Annotated in this window: 24 protein-coding genes and 1 pseudogene; 3 read left to right on the top strand and 22 right to left on the bottom strand. The window is 33.0% G+C overall.

Annotated features, from left to right (window positions below):
* Window positions 1-163: 163 nt before the first annotated feature.
* On the top strand, window positions 164-304 hold the full coding sequence (locus tag C564_RS36740; protein WP_003196947.1) for a hypothetical protein: 141 nt from the start codon (window positions 164-166) through the stop codon (window positions 302-304).
* Between the two features lie 88 nt (window positions 305-392).
* Here C564_RS36740 and C564_RS0111380 read toward each other — a convergent pair whose 3' ends face one another.
* A complete protein-coding gene (locus tag C564_RS0111380) occupies window positions 393-1,319 on the bottom strand; it encodes a CobW family GTP-binding protein (protein ID WP_018765418.1) in 927 nt (308 codons plus the stop codon).
* Window positions 1,320-1,730: 411 nt separating this feature from the next.
* Between C564_RS0111380 and C564_RS0111375 the strand changes: the two genes are divergently transcribed.
* Entirely contained in the window at window positions 1,731-2,675 is a 945-nt protein-coding gene (locus tag C564_RS0111375; protein WP_018765417.1) for an L-lactate dehydrogenase, read from the top strand.
* A 74-nt stretch (window positions 2,676-2,749) separates the two neighbouring features.
* On the opposite strand, the gene C564_RS0111370 is transcribed toward C564_RS0111375, so the two are convergent.
* The 6 genes from C564_RS0111370 to C564_RS0111345 form a co-directional block, all read right to left on the bottom strand.
* Window positions 2,750-3,784, bottom strand: coding sequence for an AI-2E family transporter (locus C564_RS0111370; RefSeq protein WP_018765416.1), 1,035 nt, complete (start codon window positions 3,782-3,784; stop codon window positions 2,750-2,752).
* Window positions 3,785-4,245: 461 nt separating this feature from the next.
* Entirely contained in the window at window positions 4,246-4,374 is a 129-nt protein-coding gene (locus C564_RS38035; protein ID WP_003196938.1) for a hypothetical protein, read from the bottom strand.
* Window positions 4,375-4,970: 596 nt separating this feature from the next.
* Complete coding sequence (locus C564_RS0111360; protein WP_003196936.1) at window positions 4,971-5,573, bottom strand: nitroreductase family protein; 603 nt, start codon at window positions 5,571-5,573, stop codon at window positions 4,971-4,973.
* A gap of 75 nt (window positions 5,574-5,648) precedes the next feature.
* Window positions 5,649-6,299 (bottom strand): DsbA family oxidoreductase, encoded by a 651-nt coding sequence (locus C564_RS0111355; RefSeq protein ID WP_003196933.1) that lies wholly within the window; start codon window positions 6,297-6,299, stop codon window positions 5,649-5,651.
* A gap of 115 nt (window positions 6,300-6,414) precedes the next feature.
* Window positions 6,415-6,846 carry an Rrf2 family transcriptional regulator gene (locus C564_RS0111350; protein ID WP_018765415.1) on the bottom strand — a complete coding sequence of 144 codons (432 nt, stop codon included), beginning with the start codon at window positions 6,844-6,846 and terminating at the stop codon, window positions 6,415-6,417.
* Window positions 6,847-6,979: 133 nt separating this feature from the next.
* Complete coding sequence (locus C564_RS0111345) at window positions 6,980-7,849, bottom strand: LysR family transcriptional regulator (RefSeq protein ID WP_003196930.1); 870 nt, start codon at window positions 7,847-7,849, stop codon at window positions 6,980-6,982.
* Window positions 7,850-7,946: 97 nt separating this feature from the next.
* Here C564_RS0111345 and C564_RS0111340 point away from each other — a divergent pair, with 97 nt between their 5' ends.
* Window positions 7,947-8,858, top strand: coding sequence for a DMT family transporter (locus tag C564_RS0111340; RefSeq protein WP_018765414.1), 912 nt, complete (start codon window positions 7,947-7,949; stop codon window positions 8,856-8,858).
* Window positions 8,859-9,085: 227 nt separating this feature from the next.
* Here C564_RS0111340 and C564_RS37385 read toward each other — a convergent pair whose 3' ends face one another.
* The 15 genes and pseudogenes from C564_RS37385 to C564_RS0111260 all read right to left on the bottom strand — a co-directional run bounded on the left by C564_RS37385 (window position 9,086) and on the right by C564_RS0111260 (window position 19,691).
* Complete coding sequence (locus tag C564_RS37385) at window positions 9,086-9,262, bottom strand: IS3 family transposase (protein ID WP_018765413.1); 177 nt, start codon at window positions 9,260-9,262, stop codon at window positions 9,086-9,088.
* Window positions 9,263-9,413: 151 nt separating this feature from the next.
* Window positions 9,414-9,764, bottom strand: coding sequence for a DUF4064 domain-containing protein (locus tag C564_RS0111330; protein ID WP_016114488.1), 351 nt, complete (start codon window positions 9,762-9,764; stop codon window positions 9,414-9,416).
* 80 nt (window positions 9,765-9,844) lie between these two features.
* A complete protein-coding gene (locus C564_RS0111325) occupies window positions 9,845-10,180 on the bottom strand; it encodes a DUF4064 domain-containing protein (protein ID WP_018765412.1) in 336 nt (111 codons plus the stop codon).
* Between the two features lie 209 nt (window positions 10,181-10,389).
* Window positions 10,390-10,809, bottom strand: a pseudogene (locus C564_RS0111320) (copper resistance CopC family protein); the annotation flags it as partial.
* A gap of 476 nt (window positions 10,810-11,285) precedes the next feature.
* Window positions 11,286-11,705, bottom strand: a complete 420-nt coding sequence (locus tag C564_RS0111315; RefSeq protein ID WP_018765411.1) for a VOC family protein — start codon at window positions 11,703-11,705, stop codon at window positions 11,286-11,288.
* A gap of 186 nt (window positions 11,706-11,891) precedes the next feature.
* On the bottom strand, window positions 11,892-13,244 hold the full coding sequence (gene brnQ, locus C564_RS0111310; protein ID WP_018765410.1) for a branched-chain amino acid transport system II carrier protein: 1,353 nt from the start codon (window positions 13,242-13,244) through the stop codon (window positions 11,892-11,894).
* Between the two features lie 348 nt (window positions 13,245-13,592).
* Window positions 13,593-13,934 (bottom strand): zinc ribbon domain-containing protein YjdM, encoded by a 342-nt coding sequence (locus tag C564_RS0111300; protein WP_003196906.1) that lies wholly within the window; start codon window positions 13,932-13,934, stop codon window positions 13,593-13,595.
* 127 nt (window positions 13,935-14,061) lie between these two features.
* Window positions 14,062-14,301, bottom strand: coding sequence for a D-alanine--poly(phosphoribitol) ligase subunit DltC (dltC, locus tag C564_RS0111295; protein WP_018765408.1), 240 nt, complete (start codon window positions 14,299-14,301; stop codon window positions 14,062-14,064).
* A 94-nt stretch (window positions 14,302-14,395) separates the two neighbouring features.
* Window positions 14,396-16,108, bottom strand: a complete 1,713-nt coding sequence (locus C564_RS33435) for a SulP family inorganic anion transporter (protein WP_018765407.1) — start codon at window positions 16,106-16,108, stop codon at window positions 14,396-14,398.
* Window positions 16,109-16,245: 137 nt separating this feature from the next.
* Window positions 16,246-16,686: a hypothetical protein gene (locus tag C564_RS0111285; protein ID WP_006094540.1), complete on the bottom strand. Its 441-nt coding sequence runs from the start codon at window positions 16,684-16,686 to the stop codon at window positions 16,246-16,248.
* A gap of 1 nt (window position 16,687) precedes the next feature.
* On the bottom strand, window positions 16,688-17,041 hold the full coding sequence (locus C564_RS0111280; protein ID WP_003196899.1) for an ArsR/SmtB family transcription factor: 354 nt from the start codon (window positions 17,039-17,041) through the stop codon (window positions 16,688-16,690).
* Between the two features lie 554 nt (window positions 17,042-17,595).
* A complete protein-coding gene (locus C564_RS0111275; RefSeq protein ID WP_003196897.1) occupies window positions 17,596-17,817 on the bottom strand; it encodes a hypothetical protein in 222 nt (73 codons plus the stop codon).
* Window positions 17,818-17,849: 32 nt separating this feature from the next.
* A complete protein-coding gene (locus tag C564_RS0111270) occupies window positions 17,850-18,935 on the bottom strand; it encodes a P-loop NTPase (RefSeq protein ID WP_018765406.1) in 1,086 nt (361 codons plus the stop codon).
* 50 nt (window positions 18,936-18,985) lie between these two features.
* Complete coding sequence (gene moaD / locus C564_RS0111265) at window positions 18,986-19,222, bottom strand: molybdopterin converting factor subunit 1 (protein ID WP_018765405.1); 237 nt, start codon at window positions 19,220-19,222, stop codon at window positions 18,986-18,988.
* A gap of 4 nt (window positions 19,223-19,226) precedes the next feature.
* Complete coding sequence (locus tag C564_RS0111260) at window positions 19,227-19,691, bottom strand: molybdenum cofactor biosynthesis protein MoaE (protein WP_018765404.1); 465 nt, start codon at window positions 19,689-19,691, stop codon at window positions 19,227-19,229.
* Between the last annotated feature and the right edge of the window lie 43 nt (window positions 19,692-19,734).

Here is a 19,734-nt window from a genome sequence, read left to right as displayed (position 1 = left end):
GTATGCAGTGCGATTTACATTTCATGTATGAATCTATTCACAAAGCTCTTAGCTTCTTTAGAATTGGCTCGGTACGGTATTGGCGTGGTTGCAGTAGCAATCGGGTGTCATTGTCGATACACCCATCATTCAAGGCTATAACGATTCAGGGTTAATTGATGTAATGAAAACAAAAGTAACAGGAAATAAATTAACTCAACCTGAGCAAATCGCAGATACTGTTTATCTTATTTCATTGGAAGAAGCAAGTTTAATTAATAGTAGAGTTGTTATAGCATATGAAGGTTACGCTTCCTTTAAATAATATTAACTTTCCAATCACTATCATTTTTATACATGCAAAAGCAGCGTAGAATCTATAATTCTACGCTGCTTTTCGATATCAACAAAAATTATGAAATCGAGTTACTCTCTAAACCACCTAATCCTTCTGCCAATTGTTTCTTATCTAAACTCTCACCAATAATCACCAAGTTTGTGGGAAACCCAAAGTCCTGTTCCAATAAAATTGGTACACCAAATGAGTATTGTAATAAGTGCGGATATTTATCTCCATGAAATTTTACAAATCCTTTTACACGATAAATTTCCTGCGATAAATTGGAAAGCCATTCATATAATTGATCTTGATCGATTGATTTTGTAAATTGATATGTCATCGTTTGTATATGTAAATGCTGCTTCATATGTAATGTTTCATGTTCTTCATTTTCTGTAAGTTCCACACCTTCTATATCCTCTAAAGATATATTACAATACTGTGTTCCATACAATTTCGCATGTTTATTAATTGCTGCTACTTCTTCTAAAACTTTTTTCTTCTCCTCATCTTTTAATAAATCTGATTTATTAATGAGGATATGACTTCCGTATTTGATTTGTTCATTTAAAAGTTGTTGAATATTTTTACTTAGTGTATCACGATTTAACCATCTCATTGCATCTAATACAACAACGATGGATTTCACGTCAAGATAAGGAGCTAAAATAGGTGACAGGCATGCATCTAATACTTCAATTGGGTGAGCAACTCCTGTTGTTTCTATATAAATTACATCTGGTCTCTCTTGTTGATATAAAGAATGTAACTGAATCTCAAGTTCATCTTTTAACGTGCAACAAATACAACCTTTTAAAAGTTCTCTTAAAATATTCTCTTTCCCTATAATATCTGTATCTACCGAGTATTCTCCTATTTCATTCATTAAAACAGCAACTTTTCGATTTTTCTTCTTTTCTGCTAGTAGTAAATTTTGTAGCAATGTGGATTTCCCACTTCCTAAAAAACCACCTAATATATGAATTTCTACTTTACTCATATGACAGACCATCCATTTCTATGCTTTTAATATACTTTAAAGCGTAATTATTACGATTTATATTTATTATTTTATTAAAATAACTGCAATTTGTAAACAAAACACTCCGGTTGTTTTGTATTCCTATATATATTTCGGATGCTCTGTCTTCATAAGTATAGTATGAATAATATAAATTATCTGTTCCATTGTTAATGGATTCAGCATCCTAATTTTCTTCTCTTAATAAAGATTACATTCAAGAGAGGATACTCATGTTTCATTCCCTATGATTCACAACTATATAAACGGATGTATTTTGAAATACTTGAATATCTTTTATGAAATGTAATAAACTAGGTTAGAATCTATAGAAGTAAGACATGTTCTTTCTTACATATCAAAATTACTGAAATAGCGAGGAATTATCATATGAAAAAAGGTATTAACCGTGTTGTATTAGTAGGAACTGGTGCAGTAGGATGTAGTTATGCTTACTGCATGATTAACCAAGGTGTTGCAGAAGAATTTGTTCTCGTTGATGTAAACGAGGCAAAAGCAGAAGGAGAAGCAATGGATTTAAGTCATGCAGTTCCCTTTGCTCCAGCACCAACAAGAGTTTGGAAAGGCAGCTATGAAGATTGTAAAGATGCAGATCTTGTTGTAATTACTGCTGGTTTACCACAAAAACCAGGTGAAACACGTTTAGATTTAGTTGAAAAAAATGCTAAAATCTTTAAACAAATTGTTCGTAGTATTATGGATAGCGGATTTGATGGTATCTTCTTAATTGCTACAAACCCTGTAGATATTTTAACTTACGTAACTTGGAAAGAATCTGGATTACCAAAAGAACGTGTAATTGGTTCTGGTACAACTCTAGATTCTGCCCGTTTCCGCTATATGTTAGGAGAATATTTCAATATTGACTCTCACAATATTCATGCTTACATCATCGGTGAACATGGTGATACAGAACTTCCAGTTTGGAGCCACGTATCAATCGGAATTCAAAAACTACAAACGATTCTTGAAAAAGATAATGACCTTAATCAAAAAGATTTAGATGAAATCTTTATAAATGTTCGCGATGCTGCTTATCACATCATTGAACGAAAAGGTGCAACATACTACGGAATCGGTATGTCCCTTTTACGTGTAACAAAAGCAATCTTAAATGATGAAAATAGCGTATTAACTGTATCTGCATATCTTGAAGGTCAATATGGACAAAAAGATGTTTATATCGGTGTTCCTGCAGTCTTGAATCGTCAAGGTGTTCGTGAAATTTTAGAAGTTGAATTAAGTGAAGATGAAGAATTAAAGTTCGATCACTCTGTTCAAGTACTAAAAGAAACAATGGCTCCTATACTGTAAAATACATGCTAATTATGACCTTGCAAAAAAAGCAATCCAAAATACTTGGATTGCTTTTTGCATAGCTTAAAAATTCATTCCGTATTTAGGTCCGATTTCTCTCCATCGTACACTTCAAGCACATCAAGTAAAAAGATAAAGATTGGAATTCCAATAATGAGTCCCCATATTCCTAAAAAATGCTCTGAAAAGATAAGAACCATAAACGTATAAAAAATGGGTAAATTCGTTTTTGCGGACATAAATTTCGGATTTAAGAAGTAACTTTCAATTGCATGAATAACTGCAATAAAAATTAATATGTATACGACATATGCAATTCCACCAATATTATACGCAATGATACAAAGTGGAAATAGTGAAATAATAACACCTGCAACAGGAATTAAACCAAGCAAGAATATCATAACCGCTAATACAAGTAGCTGCGGGAAACCTAAAAATACTAGTGCAATGACAGAAAGAATACAGTTTACAACGGCAATTAAAAACTGTGCCTCAATGACTTTTCCAAATGAACGCGCAAATTTCTGACCAAAGTATGCAATTTCCTCATAAAAAATACTAAGTTTACTATTCTCAAATTTTGAAGTAAAAACAATGATACGCTCTTTTTCTAATAAGAAAAATAAACTTAAAATAAGGGAAAGTAAAATTTGTAAACTTATCTTTCCAATATTCGCCAAAGATTGATAAATAACATCCACACCTTGTTCAATATATTTTGATACTTCCATCTGATTAATTGCAGAAAACACATATCTTATCATTTCATTATCAGGGGGATTTTTAAAAAACAATTTGAACTGGTAAATCAATTGTGAAATTTGTATCGTTAATACAGGCAAATATTTATATAACGTAGCAACAATAAACGTAACTAAAACAATGTATAAAAAGGCGATAATCACTTTCCTATTTATCCGTACAAAACGATTAAGTTTTTCAGAAATAAATCTTTGAAAGCGATCCATTAGAAACGTAAGGATAAAGGTAATCAATATTAAATTAATCATACTTTTTAGCCCGTATAATATAAGGGCTAAAATGACTAATATAAGAAGCCTCTGAAACCCTCTACTTTGAAAGAAATTTTTCATTTGAATCATTAAGTCTCACTCTCCCCCTTCGACGGATGGAAATTCCATATATTCATGAAAGTACTAACCGTTTATTTGTTACTATATTAAGACATTTTATGAACTTCTAAAGACAATCTTTCTCACTAATTTGAAAGTGTCCTCTTTTTCTTTTTAATTGTCTTATTTTCTTATTCCATATCAAAGCGTAAAACTATATTAGTATATACATCACAACACACAATCTTAGTCTTTTTCATTTTTTGGATAACTACTGATATACATAACCTATTCAAAATAATTCTATCATTTTCTGATATTTTAAGAGTTTTTATTCAAAATACAGAAACAAATAAGCCATAACTAGAAACTTCCATCAGCGGGGGCTTCATCTGCCACCTAACTTCTTTTCTTGCACTGAATTTTGAGGGGGGATTACTGCCCGCAAATAGCGAGATAAACGTATGATTCATGACTACTATTTTATTTCCTTATTTCCGCTTCATCCGCTTTGCTAGTAACTCCTTTACTTGATTATACGTTAACCCAGAATTTTTATTTAAACGTTTCACTTCATCAATATCTGTGCCTACAACTGTATATTTCTTCTCTTTATTCATAATTACACATCCTTTTATAAACTTTCATTGAATCGAGCAAATATTATTTATTATATTTCTTCCCTAAACGAAGAGTTCATACTCATACCATAACAAATTAAGTATTAGTGTACCTGAACAATAAAGTGAAACTTTAATCAGTGGGGTTTTTCTTCATCCCCCACTGATTATTAGTTGAACCAATCGGGCTTTTACGGGCAGTTCATCCCCACCTAACTTCTTTGCTTTTGCCAAATTTTGAGGTGGGGGTCTTACTGCCCGCTAATGCGGGATAAGGGTTTTTAATTACAAATAAAGTCGTTTAATTTACAATAAAATTGTTTCATTCTTTTATTGCGCAGTAAAATACAGACTATGCACAAGACATCACACATGAAATCCTCCCACATCAACGGTGTTATAGTATTGGTCGGCAGAACGGAATTTGTCATTTTTTAGAATGCCTTCGGTTTTAAAACCAAATTTCCCATAAAAGATTAAACAACTTTATTTATATTTTTCAATTAATCCTTAAAATCATTTACATAAAAAAAGAAGCTATTTGTCAAAACAGCTTCTTTTTCTGCTATATATATTTATACTTCCAGTCGTACATTTTAATAAAATTTCACTACATCTTCAGTAGGTAAGAACGTTCTTTCTCCTGGTTGTTCATTTGGCTCACCAAATGGCATTTGTGCTACTAAGCTCCATTCTGCTGGAATATCCCATGTTTCTTTCACTTCAGCATCTACAATTGGATTGTAGTGTTGTAATGATGCTCCGATTCCCTCTGCAGATAATGACATCCAAACAGCATATTGTAACATTGCACTCCCTTGGTGAGACCAATATGGGAACTGCTCTTTATATAAAGGTGCATTTTCTTGCATTTGTTTTACAGTTGCTTGATTTTCAAAGAATAATACTGTCCCCACTCCATCATGGAAACCTTTTAGTCTTTCAACAGTTGCTTCAAAATTTTCTGCTGGCACACGCGCTCTAAGTGTTTCTTTTACAATATCCCAGAACTTTTCATGCTCTGCATCCATTAATACAACCATACGACCACTTTGCATGTTGAAAGATGATGGTGCGTGTAAAGCTGTTTTTAAAACATCTTGAATTCTTTCTTTTGTAATCGTAGCATTTTTTGTTACTTTACGGATTGAACGACGGTTCACGATTGCATCTTTTAAATTTGTTCTAGTTACTGACATGTTAATTCCTCCAAGTATATAAGTTGTATAATTTATTTAAACAAATAGATTTGATTCTTCAATTGAAGACAAGTATTAGCAATATCCATCAGTTGTACATTGCATTCCATCAAATGAATTTGTTTTTCCCTTTTGTATTTCTTTATCAATTACTCTTTCTAGCATTTCCTTACTAGCAAGACCTTGAATTACTTCGTCTCCAATCATTACCGTTGGAACAGCCATAATATTTGCTTCATCGTATGCGTGTTGGATTGCTTTTTGATGTTTCTCTTTATATTTACGAGTTATTAAAGCTTCTTTAAATTCAGCTTCAGGAAGCCCTACTTCACCTGCTAACTTTGTTAGTACATCTATCTCTTCAATATTTTGTTCTTCCTGGAAAAATGCTGTAAACACTCGATGATGAAAAGCATTTTCCAAACCATGTTCCTTCGCAAATTGATATCCTTCAAATGCAAAGTGTGTATATGGATGAGGTGAAACACGTGGTAAACTCATCTCAACTCCTAACTTTTTCGCAGTAGGAAGAATAAACGAATCCCAAGAACTTAATTTATCTGGTTCTTGCCATGGATCAATTTTTGCATATGGACTTGGACGTAATTCGAATGGCATCCATTCAATTTCTACATCTTTTTCCTTAGCTACTTCATCCAATGGGCCCTTTGCCAAAAAACAAAATGGACAAATAAAATCAGAGTACACTTTCATTTTTACAGTCATATAATTACACCTTACCTTCATTAATTGTCATTAGTTGTAACTAATTTGGTTACATTTATAAGAAAAAAATATGCACTCTCTTTTTTATAGAACTTTGCATGTTTCAATCCTTATTTCAAGCATTTATTTTCTCTTGTAACGATTCAAACAAATTCTCCATCGTGATATTTTTTAAAACTTCTTCCATTGCAGATTGCGCTTGAACCAAAACCACTTCTAATACAGCTTGAATATTTGCTCCAATTGGACAATCTGGATTGGGTTGTTCATGAATATGAAATAACTTATCTGCCTCAACTACATTTACTGCATGATACACATCTAATAATGTAATCTCATTTAAATCCTTTAATAGTTCAGCCCCACCTGGCCCTCGATTTACATAAACAAACTCAGCCCGTTTTAAGTCAGACATTATTTTTCGAATTACAACCGGATTTGTATTTACACTCTCAGCGATAAATTCTGAAGTACAAATAGAAGATGAATTGTTTTTCAAAATAGATAAAATATGAACAGCTATAGAAAAGCGGCTACTAATTTTCATCATGATCACCACCTCGATGTAATCATTATAGTTACAACTAAAAAATAAGTCAATCCTTTTTATAGATTTTTTTGGACATTATTATAGTTAAAAACAAATAAGCATCTCATTATCATATATGAGATGCTCTTTATCATTCTGCGAATAGCCCTTGGAACTCTTCAATAAATAGTTGAACAGCTAGTGAAGATTCCCTTAATGAAGGAACAGCTAAAGCAATTTCCCTCCATACTTGAGGTGCTAATTCTTTCGTTTTGACATTTGGAGGTAAATTCGTTAAAGATAATTCAGCTAATATCGCTAAACCTAACCCCTCTTGAATCATATTTAAAGATGTTGTAACGGTAGACACCGCATACTCAACTCGAAGTGGTACACCTGCTTGTTTAAACATATCAATAATTGGTGGTTCGTATCCTCCCTTAAATAAAATAATTGGTTCACCCTCTAAATCATTTATTGTAATAGCTTCTTTCTCACAAAGAGGATGATCATTATGCAGAACAACAACCATTTTCCCCCTCGTTAACGGTACAATCTCCATTTCTTTATTGGGCAAAATAACAATTCCGACATCAATTACACGTGATAATAGCCACTCTTCTACTTCTTTCAGTGTTCCTTCATGGAGAACTAGCTCTAAATTCGGATATTTTTCACGAAAGATATTAATCATTCTAGGCAAGAAATATGCTGATGCACTTGGAAAGCTTCCGATTCGAATCGTCCCGACTTCATGCCCTTTCTCCATCGCAACCTCTTGTTCTACTTTCTCAACGCCATTTAAAATTTCTCGAAAATGAACAAGAATCCGATTTCCTACATCAGTCAGAATTAGACCTTTCCTTTTATCGCGTATAATAAGCGTTACACCGAGTTCCGATTCAACACTAGAAATAGCATGGCTCACAGCTGGTTGTGTCATATTTAAAACTCGAGCTGCCTTCGTAAAACTTCCTAGTTCAACTACTTTTATAAAAACTTGAAGTTGTGTAATGGTCATAACAAATTACTTATACTCCTTATAAAAAAGATTCATTTTATTTATCGTGTTCAATATCATATCATAGTGAAATGATATACAACAAGGAGGTATTATCGTGACACAGCTTTCACGAACAAAAACGGTCATAATCCTTTCATTTCTCGTTCTTATGTGGGGGGGTAATTGGCCTTTATCTAAATTCGCTCTGCATTATACACCGCCCGTATTGTTTGCAGGAATTAGAACAATAATTGGAGGATTCATTCTACTTATTTTTGCATTGCCAAAATACAAACAGTTACATCTAAAAGAAACTTGGCATTTATACTTTATTTCAGCTCTACTCAACATTATTTTATTTTACGGACTACAAACTGTAGGGCTTCAGTATATGCCCGCTGGACTCTTTTCCGCTATTGTATTTCTTCAGCCTGTCTTACTTGGAATTTTCTCTTGGATTTGGCTGGAAGAAGCAATGTATGGCTTGAAAATTTTTGGTCTTATTCTTGGATTTGCGGGCGTTGCCGTTATTAGCTCTAGTAGCTTAACTGGACATATTTCTGTCATCGGCATCTTACTTGCTTTAGGATGTGCAATTGGATGGGCGCTTGGTACAGTGTTTATCAAAAAAACTGGAAACCGTGTAAACGCAATTTGGATGGTGACACTTCAACTTATTATCGGTGGATTTTTCTTAATTGGCTTCGGTTCAGAATTTGAAAGCTGGTCCAGCATCGCTTGGAGCATACCATTTGTAATCGTACTACTATTCATCTCAATCTTTGTTATCGCAATGGGCTGGCTCGCTTACTTTACACTTGTCGGAGCTGGAGAAGCAAGTAAAGTTGGTGCCTATACATTTCTTATTCCACTTATCGCAATTATTATAAGTTCTATTTTCCTACATGAGGCGATTACAATTAGCTTATTTGTTGGCCTTCTATTTATTGTCGTAAGCATTTGCTTTGTAAATATAAAACCGAAATCGCTCATCATGAAACAGTCTATTGAACCCAAAAAATGTTAATTAAATATAAAGTGAAACTTTAATCAGTGGGGGTTTTCTCCATTCCCCACTGATTATTAGCCCTCACCAATCGGGCTTTTACGGACAGTTCATCTCCCACCTAACTTCTTTGCTTTCGCTGAATTTTGAGGGGGAAGTGTTACTGTCCGTTAATGCGGGATAAAAAAGAAAGAGCCTATGAACTGTACCCTATAAAATGGGCAGTTTAATAAAAAGACCTTTAAAAATTAGGCACTTAAAAGATGGTTCCGGTATTGTACCGGAGCCATTTTTTTGAGTGTCCATTGATAACGATCATAATTATAATCTTGCATATACTTCTCGATTACCAGTTGAAGAGATTGGAACGTTTGAAGAACAAAGAATACAGTTCTAACTGCATAATCTAATACTGTAGGTAACAATTTAATACCCCTTTTCTACCTATTTGTTTATTACGTGCCTAGATTATATTTCAAAATGAATTCTATCGTTGTACCTTCATACAACAAAAAAACACCCTATTATTTGTATGATAAGGAAGTTTTTTATTAGATTTATTAGTCGGTTGTAGTTTTAATTATATTCCTGTTTTAATGTTCTAAATGCAAATGCACCTGAAATGATTTGTAAAACCACTGGAAGAAATAATATAAATAATCCTAAAAACAATGAAATTATACTTAATACAATCATACAAATACCATAAGTTTTATTATTTATTTTATTAACACAACAAGCTAATACTAATAGGCCTATTTGAATAATTAAGGCGATGCTAGAAGTAATGATAATATATTCTTCAATACCTCCAGAACTAGTGTGAGAACTAGTGTAGGAAATACTACCAATTACAATAAATAAAGAAAGTAAGAGTCCTAAGATTCCTCCGATTAAGCCGATTACAAATTCTACAGTGCGTTTCAAATTACAATACCATCCTTCAAAAATATTTTTTAAATTAATCCTTATATATAATTACCGTTATTTCGTAATAACTAAATGTTTTAATGAGGTTCTTGCTTTAAAGATCGAAATGCAAATCCACCAGAAATAATTTGAAGAATTACTGGAATAAGTAAAAGGAATAATGACATAACCAATGTTACTAATGGGAGTAATATCATACAAAGTCCATAGGCTATATTGTTAACCTTATTTACTGAACATGCTAAAACTAACAGCCCTATTTGAATAATTAATAAAATAGAATAATAATTTAAAAGTTTATAATCAATATAACCATCCATAGCAGTTATAGCTATCATCAATATAATAAAAGAACCTATAACTCCAAAAATACCACCAATTAAACCTAGTATAAATTCAGGTGTTCTTTTCAATTCTAATACCTCCCTAACTATTAATATATTATGTATTTAATGTCCGTTTATCTATATTATCAAATATAATTTGGAAAAACTATGCATAAATGTATTTAGTTCAATACATAATTGTGCACTGAGGAGACAAAGAACGAGTTAGAAGATATGTTAGAGGAATCTCTAAACAGCAAACTTTAACAAAATATAGATTTGATATGTAAGGGAACTTCGGCTTGTATATCACTCGTTCCCTTTCCCTCTGTTCCAATACGGAACGGAATGACCCCTTGAATGGGATGCCCATCAGCAGAAATAGCTTTCCACTGAATGGAATACGTACCATTTGGTATATTTTGTTCCACTCCAGCTTCTAATAATTTGGGATTCTTTTTATCAATATGAGCATTTTTTAAATCTACTCGTTTCCCTGAAGCATCCCTTACGAATACTGTATTAAAGTGTGAGGATTGAAGCATTTCATCAAATTCAATCCTTACAACGGAAGGTGCTTTTTCTAATGTTTCATTTTCTGCAGGATTTGATTTAACAATATAAGCATGAGCGGAAGCCGCGCTCGGTGCCAGTATCAGTAACACACATACCATTACCATCCAGATTCCTAGTTTTCTTACTACACTCACATTCATTTCACTTCTTTCTTTTGCATCACTATATTTCACTTGGAAGTTAATAAAGTACCACTATTTTTACTCTCTTTTTTTAGAAATTAACCTCATTAAATATCAAATAATAAAATATAAATCCTCATTATGAACTGTTCACACACCACCTTTAACTTACACTTATAAAGCTACTATTTATACAAACATCACTTATCTTTAGAAAGTTAGTTACGATTATAACATGTAATATATAAATATAAGTTTTTAAAAACGAAAAGAAACAGTGGATCATTTGTGAAGAAAGTGTGAAATCCACTTTCATACAGCGTAATTCCTCACAAAAAAGGTATTACGCCAATGCGTAACACCTTTTTGTTTTTTAATCAATATTATACAACCTACTCTATCTAATCGATGCGTTACTGCAGTAAGTGTTGTCGCGATTGTCCAGGCTTTTAAACTTGCTGCCGCGACACCTTTTATCACACTTCATATACAAATTATTGTTCCTCTGGGTAATCACAATATTCGATAATTGTCCCCTCTGTATCTGCTGGATTGAGGTAAATTAATCTTCTACCATGCTTGTTTATACGGAGTGTATGCTCCAACGTTCGAATTCCTTGTTGTTTTAATTCTTCTAAAGCTTGATCCAAATTATCTACACGATAAGCAATGTGATGTACACCTTTTCCTTTTTGCTTTATAAACCTAGCAATTGGCGAAGTTGTATTATTCGTCGGCGCAAGTAACTCAATGCTATCTCCGTTCACTTCAAGAATAGCCACTTCACTCTCAACACCTATCGCTTCACTTATGTAACGATCTATTAATGTTCCTGATAAGACTTTTTCATAAAAACGTATACTACTATCTATATCACGAACAGCAATACCAATATGATCAATTTTTTTATTCATTTCGTTTCTCCTAGCTTCATTTTACTTCTTTTATAAAAGACATCTAATCAAATTGCCATCTATGAATGATCCAGATCTCTATATTTATTATACATCTAAATTATTATAAAAACTCTCGCTATTCATCTCCTATAATAATAAAAAAGTTATAGAAACGAATTCTATAACTTTTTTTGGTACATATAACTACTTATTTACTCTCGCTACGTTAGAATGAATTTCACTTTTCATTCGTAAATAACTAATCCCATATCCAATAAGTCCACCAATAATAGCTGGGAAAATCCATCCGAGCCCTACTTCATGCATCGGAAGAATTTGAGTGAACAGCTGATTAACTACTTGAATATTTACTCCAGCTACACCAAGTCCATCAAATAAACTTATAATAAATGTTACAAGTAAGCTTGCTTGATAAACTTCTGATCTCCCTTTAAATAATGGATGTAAAAACGTTAAGAAGATTAATACAATTGCTAATGGATATATAGCTGTTAATACAGGAACAGAAATAGCAATTAATTGTGTTAATCCTACATTCGCAACAATTGCACTAAACACAGATAACATAATCGCGATTTTTTTGTAAGATACCTTTGGAAATAATTTATGGAAAAATGAAGAACATGCTGAGACAAGCCCTACACTAGTCGTTAAACAAGCTACTGTAATCATTAATCCTAACAGTATTCCGCCATATGAACCAAAGTAGTAATTTGAAACCTTCGCTAACACTGCTCCTCCATTATCTAAATGTCCAAGCTTCGCTACGCTTGAAGCTCCCATATAAGAAAGCGCTGTATAAATAATCGCTAATGTCGTTGCTGCAATAATTGTTGCTTTTGCACAAACAACCATAATTTGTTTTTTCGTCTTCGCACCTTTTTCTTTAATAGCATTAATGATAATAATGCCAAATACGAAAGATGCAAGCGTGTCCATTGTTAAGTATCCTTCTTGAAAACCTTTAAAGAATGCGTGAGATGTATAATTTTCAACAGGTGCTTGCATATCCCCTATTGGGTGAATAAAAGCAACAATTACTAAAATTCCAATGAACGTTAATTTGATTGGCGTCAAGATTTTCCCAACAATATCGACAATTTTCGCAGGATTGAGCGAAAAAAAACATGTAATGCTAAAGAATATAATTGTAAAAATAATTAAAGGCATAGAACCTAAACTTTCTGGTACAAAAGGTTTAACACCAATTTCAAAGGAAACATTACCCGTTCTCGGTATAGCAAACAAAGGACCAATTGCTAAATACAAAACTGTTGTAAACACAACTCCGAAAACAGGATGAACACGACTTGCCAGCGATTGTAAATCCTCTTTACCTGAAATTCCAAATGCTAATACACCAAGTAACGGTAGTCCAACTCCAGTCACTAAAAATCCTGCATTCGCTGACCAAACATTCGTTCCCGCTGATTGTCCAAGCATCGCAGGGAAAATTAAATTTCCTGCCCCAAAAAAGAGAGCAAACAACATTAATCCAATAACTACTATGAACGAAAATGGTACTTTGTTCGTCATCATAAAACCTCCATTAAAAATAACGTATCTCATTTCCAAATTTAACTAATTGAAGATTCTGAATATTTAACTTAAAAGTTAAGTATTCTTTTCATTTATTATAGCCCCAAGGATAATATATTGCAATACTATTTTCGAACTTTTCTTTTTTTTTTAGATATACAAATATTAATAGAGACTCAATTTTCCTGTTATTATATAATTCCGCATCAATATTTAAGAAGGTGTTGCGTATCATCACAACACCTTCCCTCTATCGTTATATAAACAGTTCTTTACTAATAAATAGCGAAATCAACATGTTTTCCAAGTAGTAAAGATTTTTTATCTTTTATTACAAAGCAACATTTATATCTTTTTAACAAATTCAGATTTTAATTTCATTGCTCCAAAACCATCAATTTTACAATCAATATCATGATCTCCATCAACTAAGCGGATACTCTTTACTTTTGTACCGATTTTTATAACTGATGAAGTTCCTTTTACTTTAAGATCTTTGATGACTGTTACAGAATCACCATCGTTTAGTACATTTCCATTTGCATCTTTGATTACCTTTGTATCTTCACTATTTTCAGTTTCTGATTCTAAAGTCCACTCATGAGCACATTCTGGGCATACGAAAAGATTCCCATCTTCATAAGTGTATTCCGAATTACATTTAGGACAATTTGGTAAATTAGACATATTTTATTTCCTCCACTTGTTATCATTCTAATATATATGAATTATTTTCAATTTCCTTTTTACGACTTCATAAGAAAAACAATTACGAAGTTAAACTGTTTCTTATCCATTTCTCAAACTTCTATTTTTATCGAATTTCTTTCAATTTGTTAATAATCATGTTTGGTGTCGCCCATTCATCGCGATCAAAATCAGAGATAGATACTTCAATGTTTAAACGTTCTTGAAATTCTACTAATAAAGATACCGTACCAAAAGAATCTAAAATCCCTTCTTCAAATAATTGCACATCTGGGTTATCTTTTACGATATCATTTTCACATACTTCTTCTAAAATGTTTAATACTTGATCTTGAAATTCAGACATTATTTATTCTCCTTTATATCCATGATTTATAATACATTTCTTCTTAAAAATCTAGTGCATTAGCTTTATTATTTATTGTATTCCCTTCCTGGGATTACTGAGAAAGCCCGGTACATTCACGAAAAGCGAAATGCTTACACCCTATACATTTTTTCGTATTTAAATGCTCTAGAGCGTAGTTAATCGCTTCTCCTGTATGATCAAAAAAGTTTTCTTCTCCAATCTCAGCGTATAATCCATTCTTGTCTAGAGTTGTTTTTAATTCTGATTGAACTCCCGAAATGAGAAGTACGCCACCTTGTTTTTTAAAATGCTGGACAATATTCCTAAAGTATGATTCTCCTGTTGTATCAATAAAAGGAACTTTTCCCATACGTAAAATTAAAACTTTAGGTTTATAATGAATGGTTGCTAAAATGTTTTGTTCAAACGTCTGAGCAGCACCAAAAAATAACGGACCTTCTATTGTATAAATACTAATTTGCGGACAATCATGAGCTTTACTTACCACATGTGGTAGCAATTTTTCGTTCTTTTTTGTGTGATCAGGAAGCACTTTAGATATAACGAGCATATTGCTCATACGTTTTGTAAACAAAATAATAGCTAAAATAAGACCGATTTCCACAGCAGTTGTCAAACTAGTAAATACAGTGAGTAAAAAAGTTACAAGTAATACAAGGGAATCCCCTGTCTTCATTTTCAGTATGTGAACAAAGTGTTTTTGCTCACTCATATTCCAAGCTACTACCATTAAAATGGGAGCCATACTAGCAAGAGGAATATGCGAAGCATATGGAGCTAACAATAGAAGCGTAAATAACACAAATCCCCCATGAATCACACCTGACATCGGAGATACGGCTCCACTTTTGATATTGGTTGCTGTGCGAGCAATCGCTCCAGTTGCAGGAATCCCTCCAAATAACGGTGTAACAATATTAGCAATACCCTGACCAAACAGTTCTTTATTACTGTTGTGTTTACTATTTGTCATACCATCTGCTACGACAGCAGATAAAAGGGATTCAATACCACCCAGCATTGCAATAACAAATGCTGGACCAATTAACTGTTGTATCCGCTCTAATGTAACTTCTGGTATACCAAAATGAGGAAGTGTATTTGGAATCGTACCATATGCTGTGCCAATAGTAGGTATATGCCCTGAGAAAAATATAATTGCAATTACAGTTGAAACTATAATCCCTACTAATGAACCTGGTACTTTTGGAAAAATTTTTGGTGTTATGAGTATAGTGAACAAACAAATCAAGGCAGTTAAAACACTGTAAAAATTAGTAGTATCAATATGAGTAAAGATTTCTTTTAAGTTCGCTATAAATTCTTCATGTTTTTTGATACCCGTTAAACCTAAGAAACTGGAAATTTGCCCTGTAAAGATAATGACAGCAATACCTGACGTAAAGCCAATTGTTACAGGACGCGGAATAAACTTAATTAAAGATCCTAGCTTAAAAATCCCCATAAGACATAAGATAATTCCAGCTAATAAACCAGCAAGTAGTAAATCTTCATACCCATAGGTAATAACAATCCCTAAAAGAATAGGAACAAAAGCACCTGTAGGTCCTCCTATTTGATACTTTGAACCACCAAATAGCGAAATGAGTATCCCGGCAATACATGTTGTATAAATCCCATACTCCGGCTTAACACCAGAGGCTATAGCAAAAGACATTGCAAGTGGAATCGCGACAACTCCTACAATCATTCCAGAAAGAAGATCCTTTTGAAAATGTCCCAATGAATATCCTTCAAATCTTCCTGTAAATAACCCTTTCATTACAAACCCTTCTTTTCTATTTTTAATAAATCTAATTTCTTCTGAAAGAATATTTTCTTTTGATAAATTTGAATCCTAAATGTATGTTTCATACTTTTGTACAAGAGTTCTTTATCTCGTTACAAGAAAATATCAGCCTAGTATTGGCTATACGTTTTGCTTAAATGTCGTTCTAATTTCCCTATGTCTCCACCTTCTTGCATGTAGGATTTTAACCTTTCTGCTAAAAGTAATCCATCTCGATTATTTAATTTTTTCATATCTATAAACGATGTAACCTTTACTATATCTGGGGTAATATCTCTACGAAACATTTGTCCTGGAACTTCATTCCAGAAACGATTCCATTCGTCCAATATTCCGATTTGATCAAATAAAAAACATTGCATCCCACATAGCCAAGCTGTGCAAGCTGTATTTCTCTTTTGACATCCTACTCCTTCTTGCAAATGTTCGCATAAAAAACAACAAGAATTCCCACTTTCAATACAAACTTTACAAACGTGATGAGCTCCTATTGAGCGAAATAGTTCCATTCCGTATTGAATAATATCCTCTTTCTTAACTTCAATACTCAATCTAATCCTCCTTACTCATCACTTCACGTTCTGTTTCATCCAACTCTTCTAACATTGAAATTGTATCGATTAAATGGTTGTTAAAAATTTTCTTAGCAACTACCAGTAAATCCACAATCATAGGATCTCGCAAGGAATATAAAACTCGTTTTCCATCTTTCGTACCAACAACAATGTTCTTTGAGCGTAGTACACTAAGTTGTTGAGAAACAGCTGAACCTTCTTTATTAAGAATCGTTTGCATTTCATTTACGCTTTTTTCGCCCTCTGATAATAATTCAAGAATACCTATTCGCAAAGGATGTGATAAGGCTTTAAAAAAATCAGCTTTAAATTGTTGCATTTCGTTTCCCATTCAAACGCCTCCGTTATTTATCCTTAATTTGAAAAATCATCATATACATCTTCAAATGTTTGAATATGTATATGATACTTCTAAAACTTACAAGTTTCAATATAAATTTTGAAACTTTAAAAACCTAACTGTTTTTTGTACCAGAACAAAGTTCCTTATTTTAATTCGATAAGGTTTTTAGTATTAGTTTGATAGGAATTGAGACAAACAATTTATCCATTATTTTCTTTTAAATCATTGCGTCTATTCTCATTTATAATTCCCTCTGAGTGAAATATTTCAAACGAAAAAACCTCGCATCCTTAATGATGTGAAGTTTTGAAATGAGGACAGTATATATTCAAATTTGACTTTGCCACGTTTCTTCTACCCTCATTTGTTGCCTAACAAGAAAAGCATGACATTTCGCTGTCATGCTTTTTTCATGCATTTTATAATAACTCATTTAGTAAAAAATTTTTTTATCTTTTACTTTTTGATATCCATAAGATTCACCCTTTCCGAAAAGCTAACTAAAGAAAACACAAGTTAAATACTGCTGTAAATTCTATTAATTAACTTATAAGTAACATTAATTTTTCATTTCTTTTCTCCCGTTCTTCTTTAGCTGCTAGGTCGTACTTTTTTAAAAGGTGAAATATTTCATTTAATATTTTCTGTGAATGATTGCTTTTTAGAAATTCATGTAAGTCTTTAACCAAAAATTCGGATAAAAAACATTGCTGCGTTTCAAGTTTATTGATTACATCTTCAAAAGAATGATCTATATTACACATTCTATTAAAATCCCTCCTTATATCCCTCTCTTTTAAAAGTTCCGTTCTTTTACTATGTTGATATTTAATTTCCATTTGTAGACAAGATCTTGAGCTAAAGATGTAAACATCTCTCCAACAAGCGAATCTTCGTCATATACGGACGAACCTTTATTTTCTTCAGGCTTTGCAAAAGGTATTTGTGCCATCACTTCTGTTTGCAGTTGTTCTGCTAACATTTCGCCGCCACCCTTCCCAAAGAGATAATTCCTTGAACCATCTTGTTCCTCATAATATGCCATATTCTCAACGATACCTAAAATATCGTGTTTTGTATGCTTTGCCATTACCCCTACTCTGGAAGCAACAAACGAAGCTACACTATGAGGAGTCGTAACTATAATTTCCTTCGCATGAGGAATCATCGCAGCCACATCAATCGCGACATCTCCTGTGCCAGGAGGCAAATCAAGAAGAAGATAATCTAATTCTCCCCAATGAGTATTGGCAATGAAATTTTGAATCCATTTGTTTAACATTGGCCCTCGCCACATAACTGGGTTATTACCCTCTGTAAAAAATCCCATTGACATAATTTTAACGTCGTGGCTAACGACCGGAATCGCTGTCTGATCTATCATTATTGGCTTTTGATTAGCTTCCATCATAGCAGGGATACTGAATCCATATATATCTGCATCTAAAATCCCAACCTTTTTCCCCATACGGGCTAAAGCAGTAGCAAGGTTAATCGTCACAGTTGATTTTCCGACTCCACCTTTTCCACTTGTCACAGCAATAAAACGTACACCTGAATCTGGTCGCAATATACTAGGCATGCCGGTTTCCGTTCTAGAATTTTTCTTTAAAGTTTCTGTTAATGCAGCCCGTTCTTCCGGTGTCATAGAGCCGAAAGTCAAAGAAACCTTAGAGGCTCCAATGTTCCGAAGAGAGTCTTCAATATCTTGTTGAATTTTTGCCTTTAATGGACAACCTTGAATCGTTAAAATAACTTCAAGGTAAATATGTGTGCCATCAATTTGAATATTTCTTACCATGTTTAATTCCACGATACTTTTGTGCAACTCTGGATCCTGAACATGGCTTAGAACTTTCATAATTTGTTCATGAGTAAGCATAAATCTCAGTCCTTTTCATTTTTATTTGATAATTTTTAGTACAAACAACATTATCCTCCACTTACAGGTGGGATAAACGCAACGTTATCTCCGGATTTTACAATATGTTCGTCAGTTACAAATTCTTCGTTGATAGCCACCATGACTCTATCCAACGATTGTAAATGATAACTATCTTTAAGCCATTCTTTTAATTGATGAACACTAATCTTTTGTTTTTCTATTATTACTAATTGGTCTGAGCCGACTTCCTCTCGCAAATTTGCGAACAGTAAAATTGTAATCATCTTCTCACTCTTCCTTCTTTGGTTCCCCTTCCGGGTACGGTGTATTTTCAAGCTGATCTCCAATCCACTTTGTTCCATCTTCCCAAAATTCTTTTTTCCAAATTGGGACGATTTGTTTTATGCGTTCAATTGCGTATTCATTCGCTTCATAGGCAACTTTACGATGCGGCGACGACACTGCAATTACAACTGCAATATCCATTATTTCTAGTCGTCCCACTCGATGTGTAATTGCTATCTTTGCACCCGGCCAACTCTTCTTAATTTCTTCACCAATTTGAGTAAGCATTTTTATTGCCATTGGTTTATACGCTTCATACTCTAAATGCAAAGTTCTTTTTCCCTTTGTCAATTCTCTTACTGTTCCAATAAAAGTTGTAATGGCACCTGCTTCACTTCTTGCTACCTTATTCGTTACTTCTTCGACTAAAATAGGAGTATCTACAATTTCAAATAATACTTGTCCCATCAACATGATCCTCCTCTTGTTTTAAAGCTCTATTATTTATCCC

Origin of the sequence: Bacillus sp. 105MF (genome assembly GCF_000374885.1) — a bacterium.
Taxonomy (GTDB): domain Bacteria; phylum Bacillota; class Bacilli; order Bacillales; family Bacillaceae_G; genus Bacillus_A; species Bacillus_A pseudomycoides.
Note: the sequence above shows the minus strand (reverse complement) of the source record. Positions and strands in the feature narration are given on the sequence as shown.

What these genes read in the sequence shown, in the direction of transcription:
- C564_RS0111270 (WP_018765406.1), bottom strand. Translation starts at nt 18,935, where the DNA reads ATGCTTACTCATGAACAAATTATGAAAGTTCTAAGCCATGTTCAGGAT.
- C564_RS0111300 (WP_003196906.1), bottom strand. Translation starts at nt 13,934, where the DNA reads ATGTCTAATTTACCAAATTGTCCTAAATGTAATTCGGAATACACTTAT.
- C564_RS0111380 (WP_018765418.1), bottom strand. Translation starts at nt 1,319, where the DNA reads ATGAGTAAAGTAGAAATTCATATATTAGGTGGTTTTTTAGGAAGTGGG.
- C564_RS36740 (WP_003196947.1), top strand. Translation starts at nt 164, where the DNA reads ATGAAAACAAAAGTAACAGGAAATAAATTAACTCAACCTGAGCAAATC.
- C564_RS0111360 (WP_003196936.1), bottom strand. Translation starts at nt 5,573, where the DNA reads ATGTCAGTAACTAGAACAAATTTAAAAGATGCAATCGTGAACCGTCGT.
- C564_RS0111375 (WP_018765417.1), top strand. Translation starts at nt 1,731, where the DNA reads ATGAAAAAAGGTATTAACCGTGTTGTATTAGTAGGAACTGGTGCAGTA.
- dltC (WP_018765408.1), bottom strand. Translation starts at nt 14,301, where the DNA reads ATGTCTGAATTTCAAGATCAAGTATTAAACATTTTAGAAGAAGTATGT.
- C564_RS0111280 (WP_003196899.1), bottom strand. Translation starts at nt 17,041, where the DNA reads ATGGGAAACGAAATGCAACAATTTAAAGCTGATTTTTTTAAAGCCTTA.
- moaD (WP_018765405.1), bottom strand. Translation starts at nt 19,222, where the DNA reads ATGATTACAATTTTACTGTTCGCAAATTTGCGAGAGGAAGTCGGCTCA.
- brnQ (WP_018765410.1), bottom strand. Translation starts at nt 13,244, where the DNA reads ATGACGAACAAAGTACCATTTTCGTTCATAGTAGTTATTGGATTAATG.
- C564_RS0111370 (WP_018765416.1), bottom strand. Translation starts at nt 3,784, where the DNA reads ATGATTCAAATGAAAAATTTCTTTCAAAGTAGAGGGTTTCAGAGGCTT.
- C564_RS38035 (WP_003196938.1), bottom strand. Translation starts at nt 4,374, where the DNA reads ATGAATAAAGAGAAGAAATATACAGTTGTAGGCACAGATATTGATGAA.
- C564_RS0111350 (WP_018765415.1), bottom strand. Translation starts at nt 6,846, where the DNA reads ATGAAAATTAGTAGCCGCTTTTCTATAGCTGTTCATATTTTATCTATT.
- C564_RS0111315 (WP_018765411.1), bottom strand. Translation starts at nt 11,705, where the DNA reads ATGAATAAAAAAATTGATCATATTGGTATTGCTGTTCGTGATATAGAT.
- C564_RS0111275 (WP_003196897.1), bottom strand. Translation starts at nt 17,817, where the DNA reads ATGTGTAATATAGATCATTCTTTTGAAGATGTAATCAATAAACTTGAA.
- C564_RS33435 (WP_018765407.1), bottom strand. Translation starts at nt 16,108, where the DNA reads ATGAAAGGGTTATTTACAGGAAGATTTGAAGGATATTCATTGGGACAT.
- C564_RS0111345 (WP_003196930.1), bottom strand. Translation starts at nt 7,849, where the DNA reads ATGACCATTACACAACTTCAAGTTTTTATAAAAGTAGTTGAACTAGGA.
- C564_RS0111260 (WP_018765404.1), bottom strand. Translation starts at nt 19,691, where the DNA reads ATGGGACAAGTATTATTTGAAATTGTAGATACTCCTATTTTAGTCGAA.
- C564_RS0111355 (WP_003196933.1), bottom strand. Translation starts at nt 6,299, where the DNA reads ATGACTGTAAAAATGAAAGTGTACTCTGATTTTATTTGTCCATTTTGT.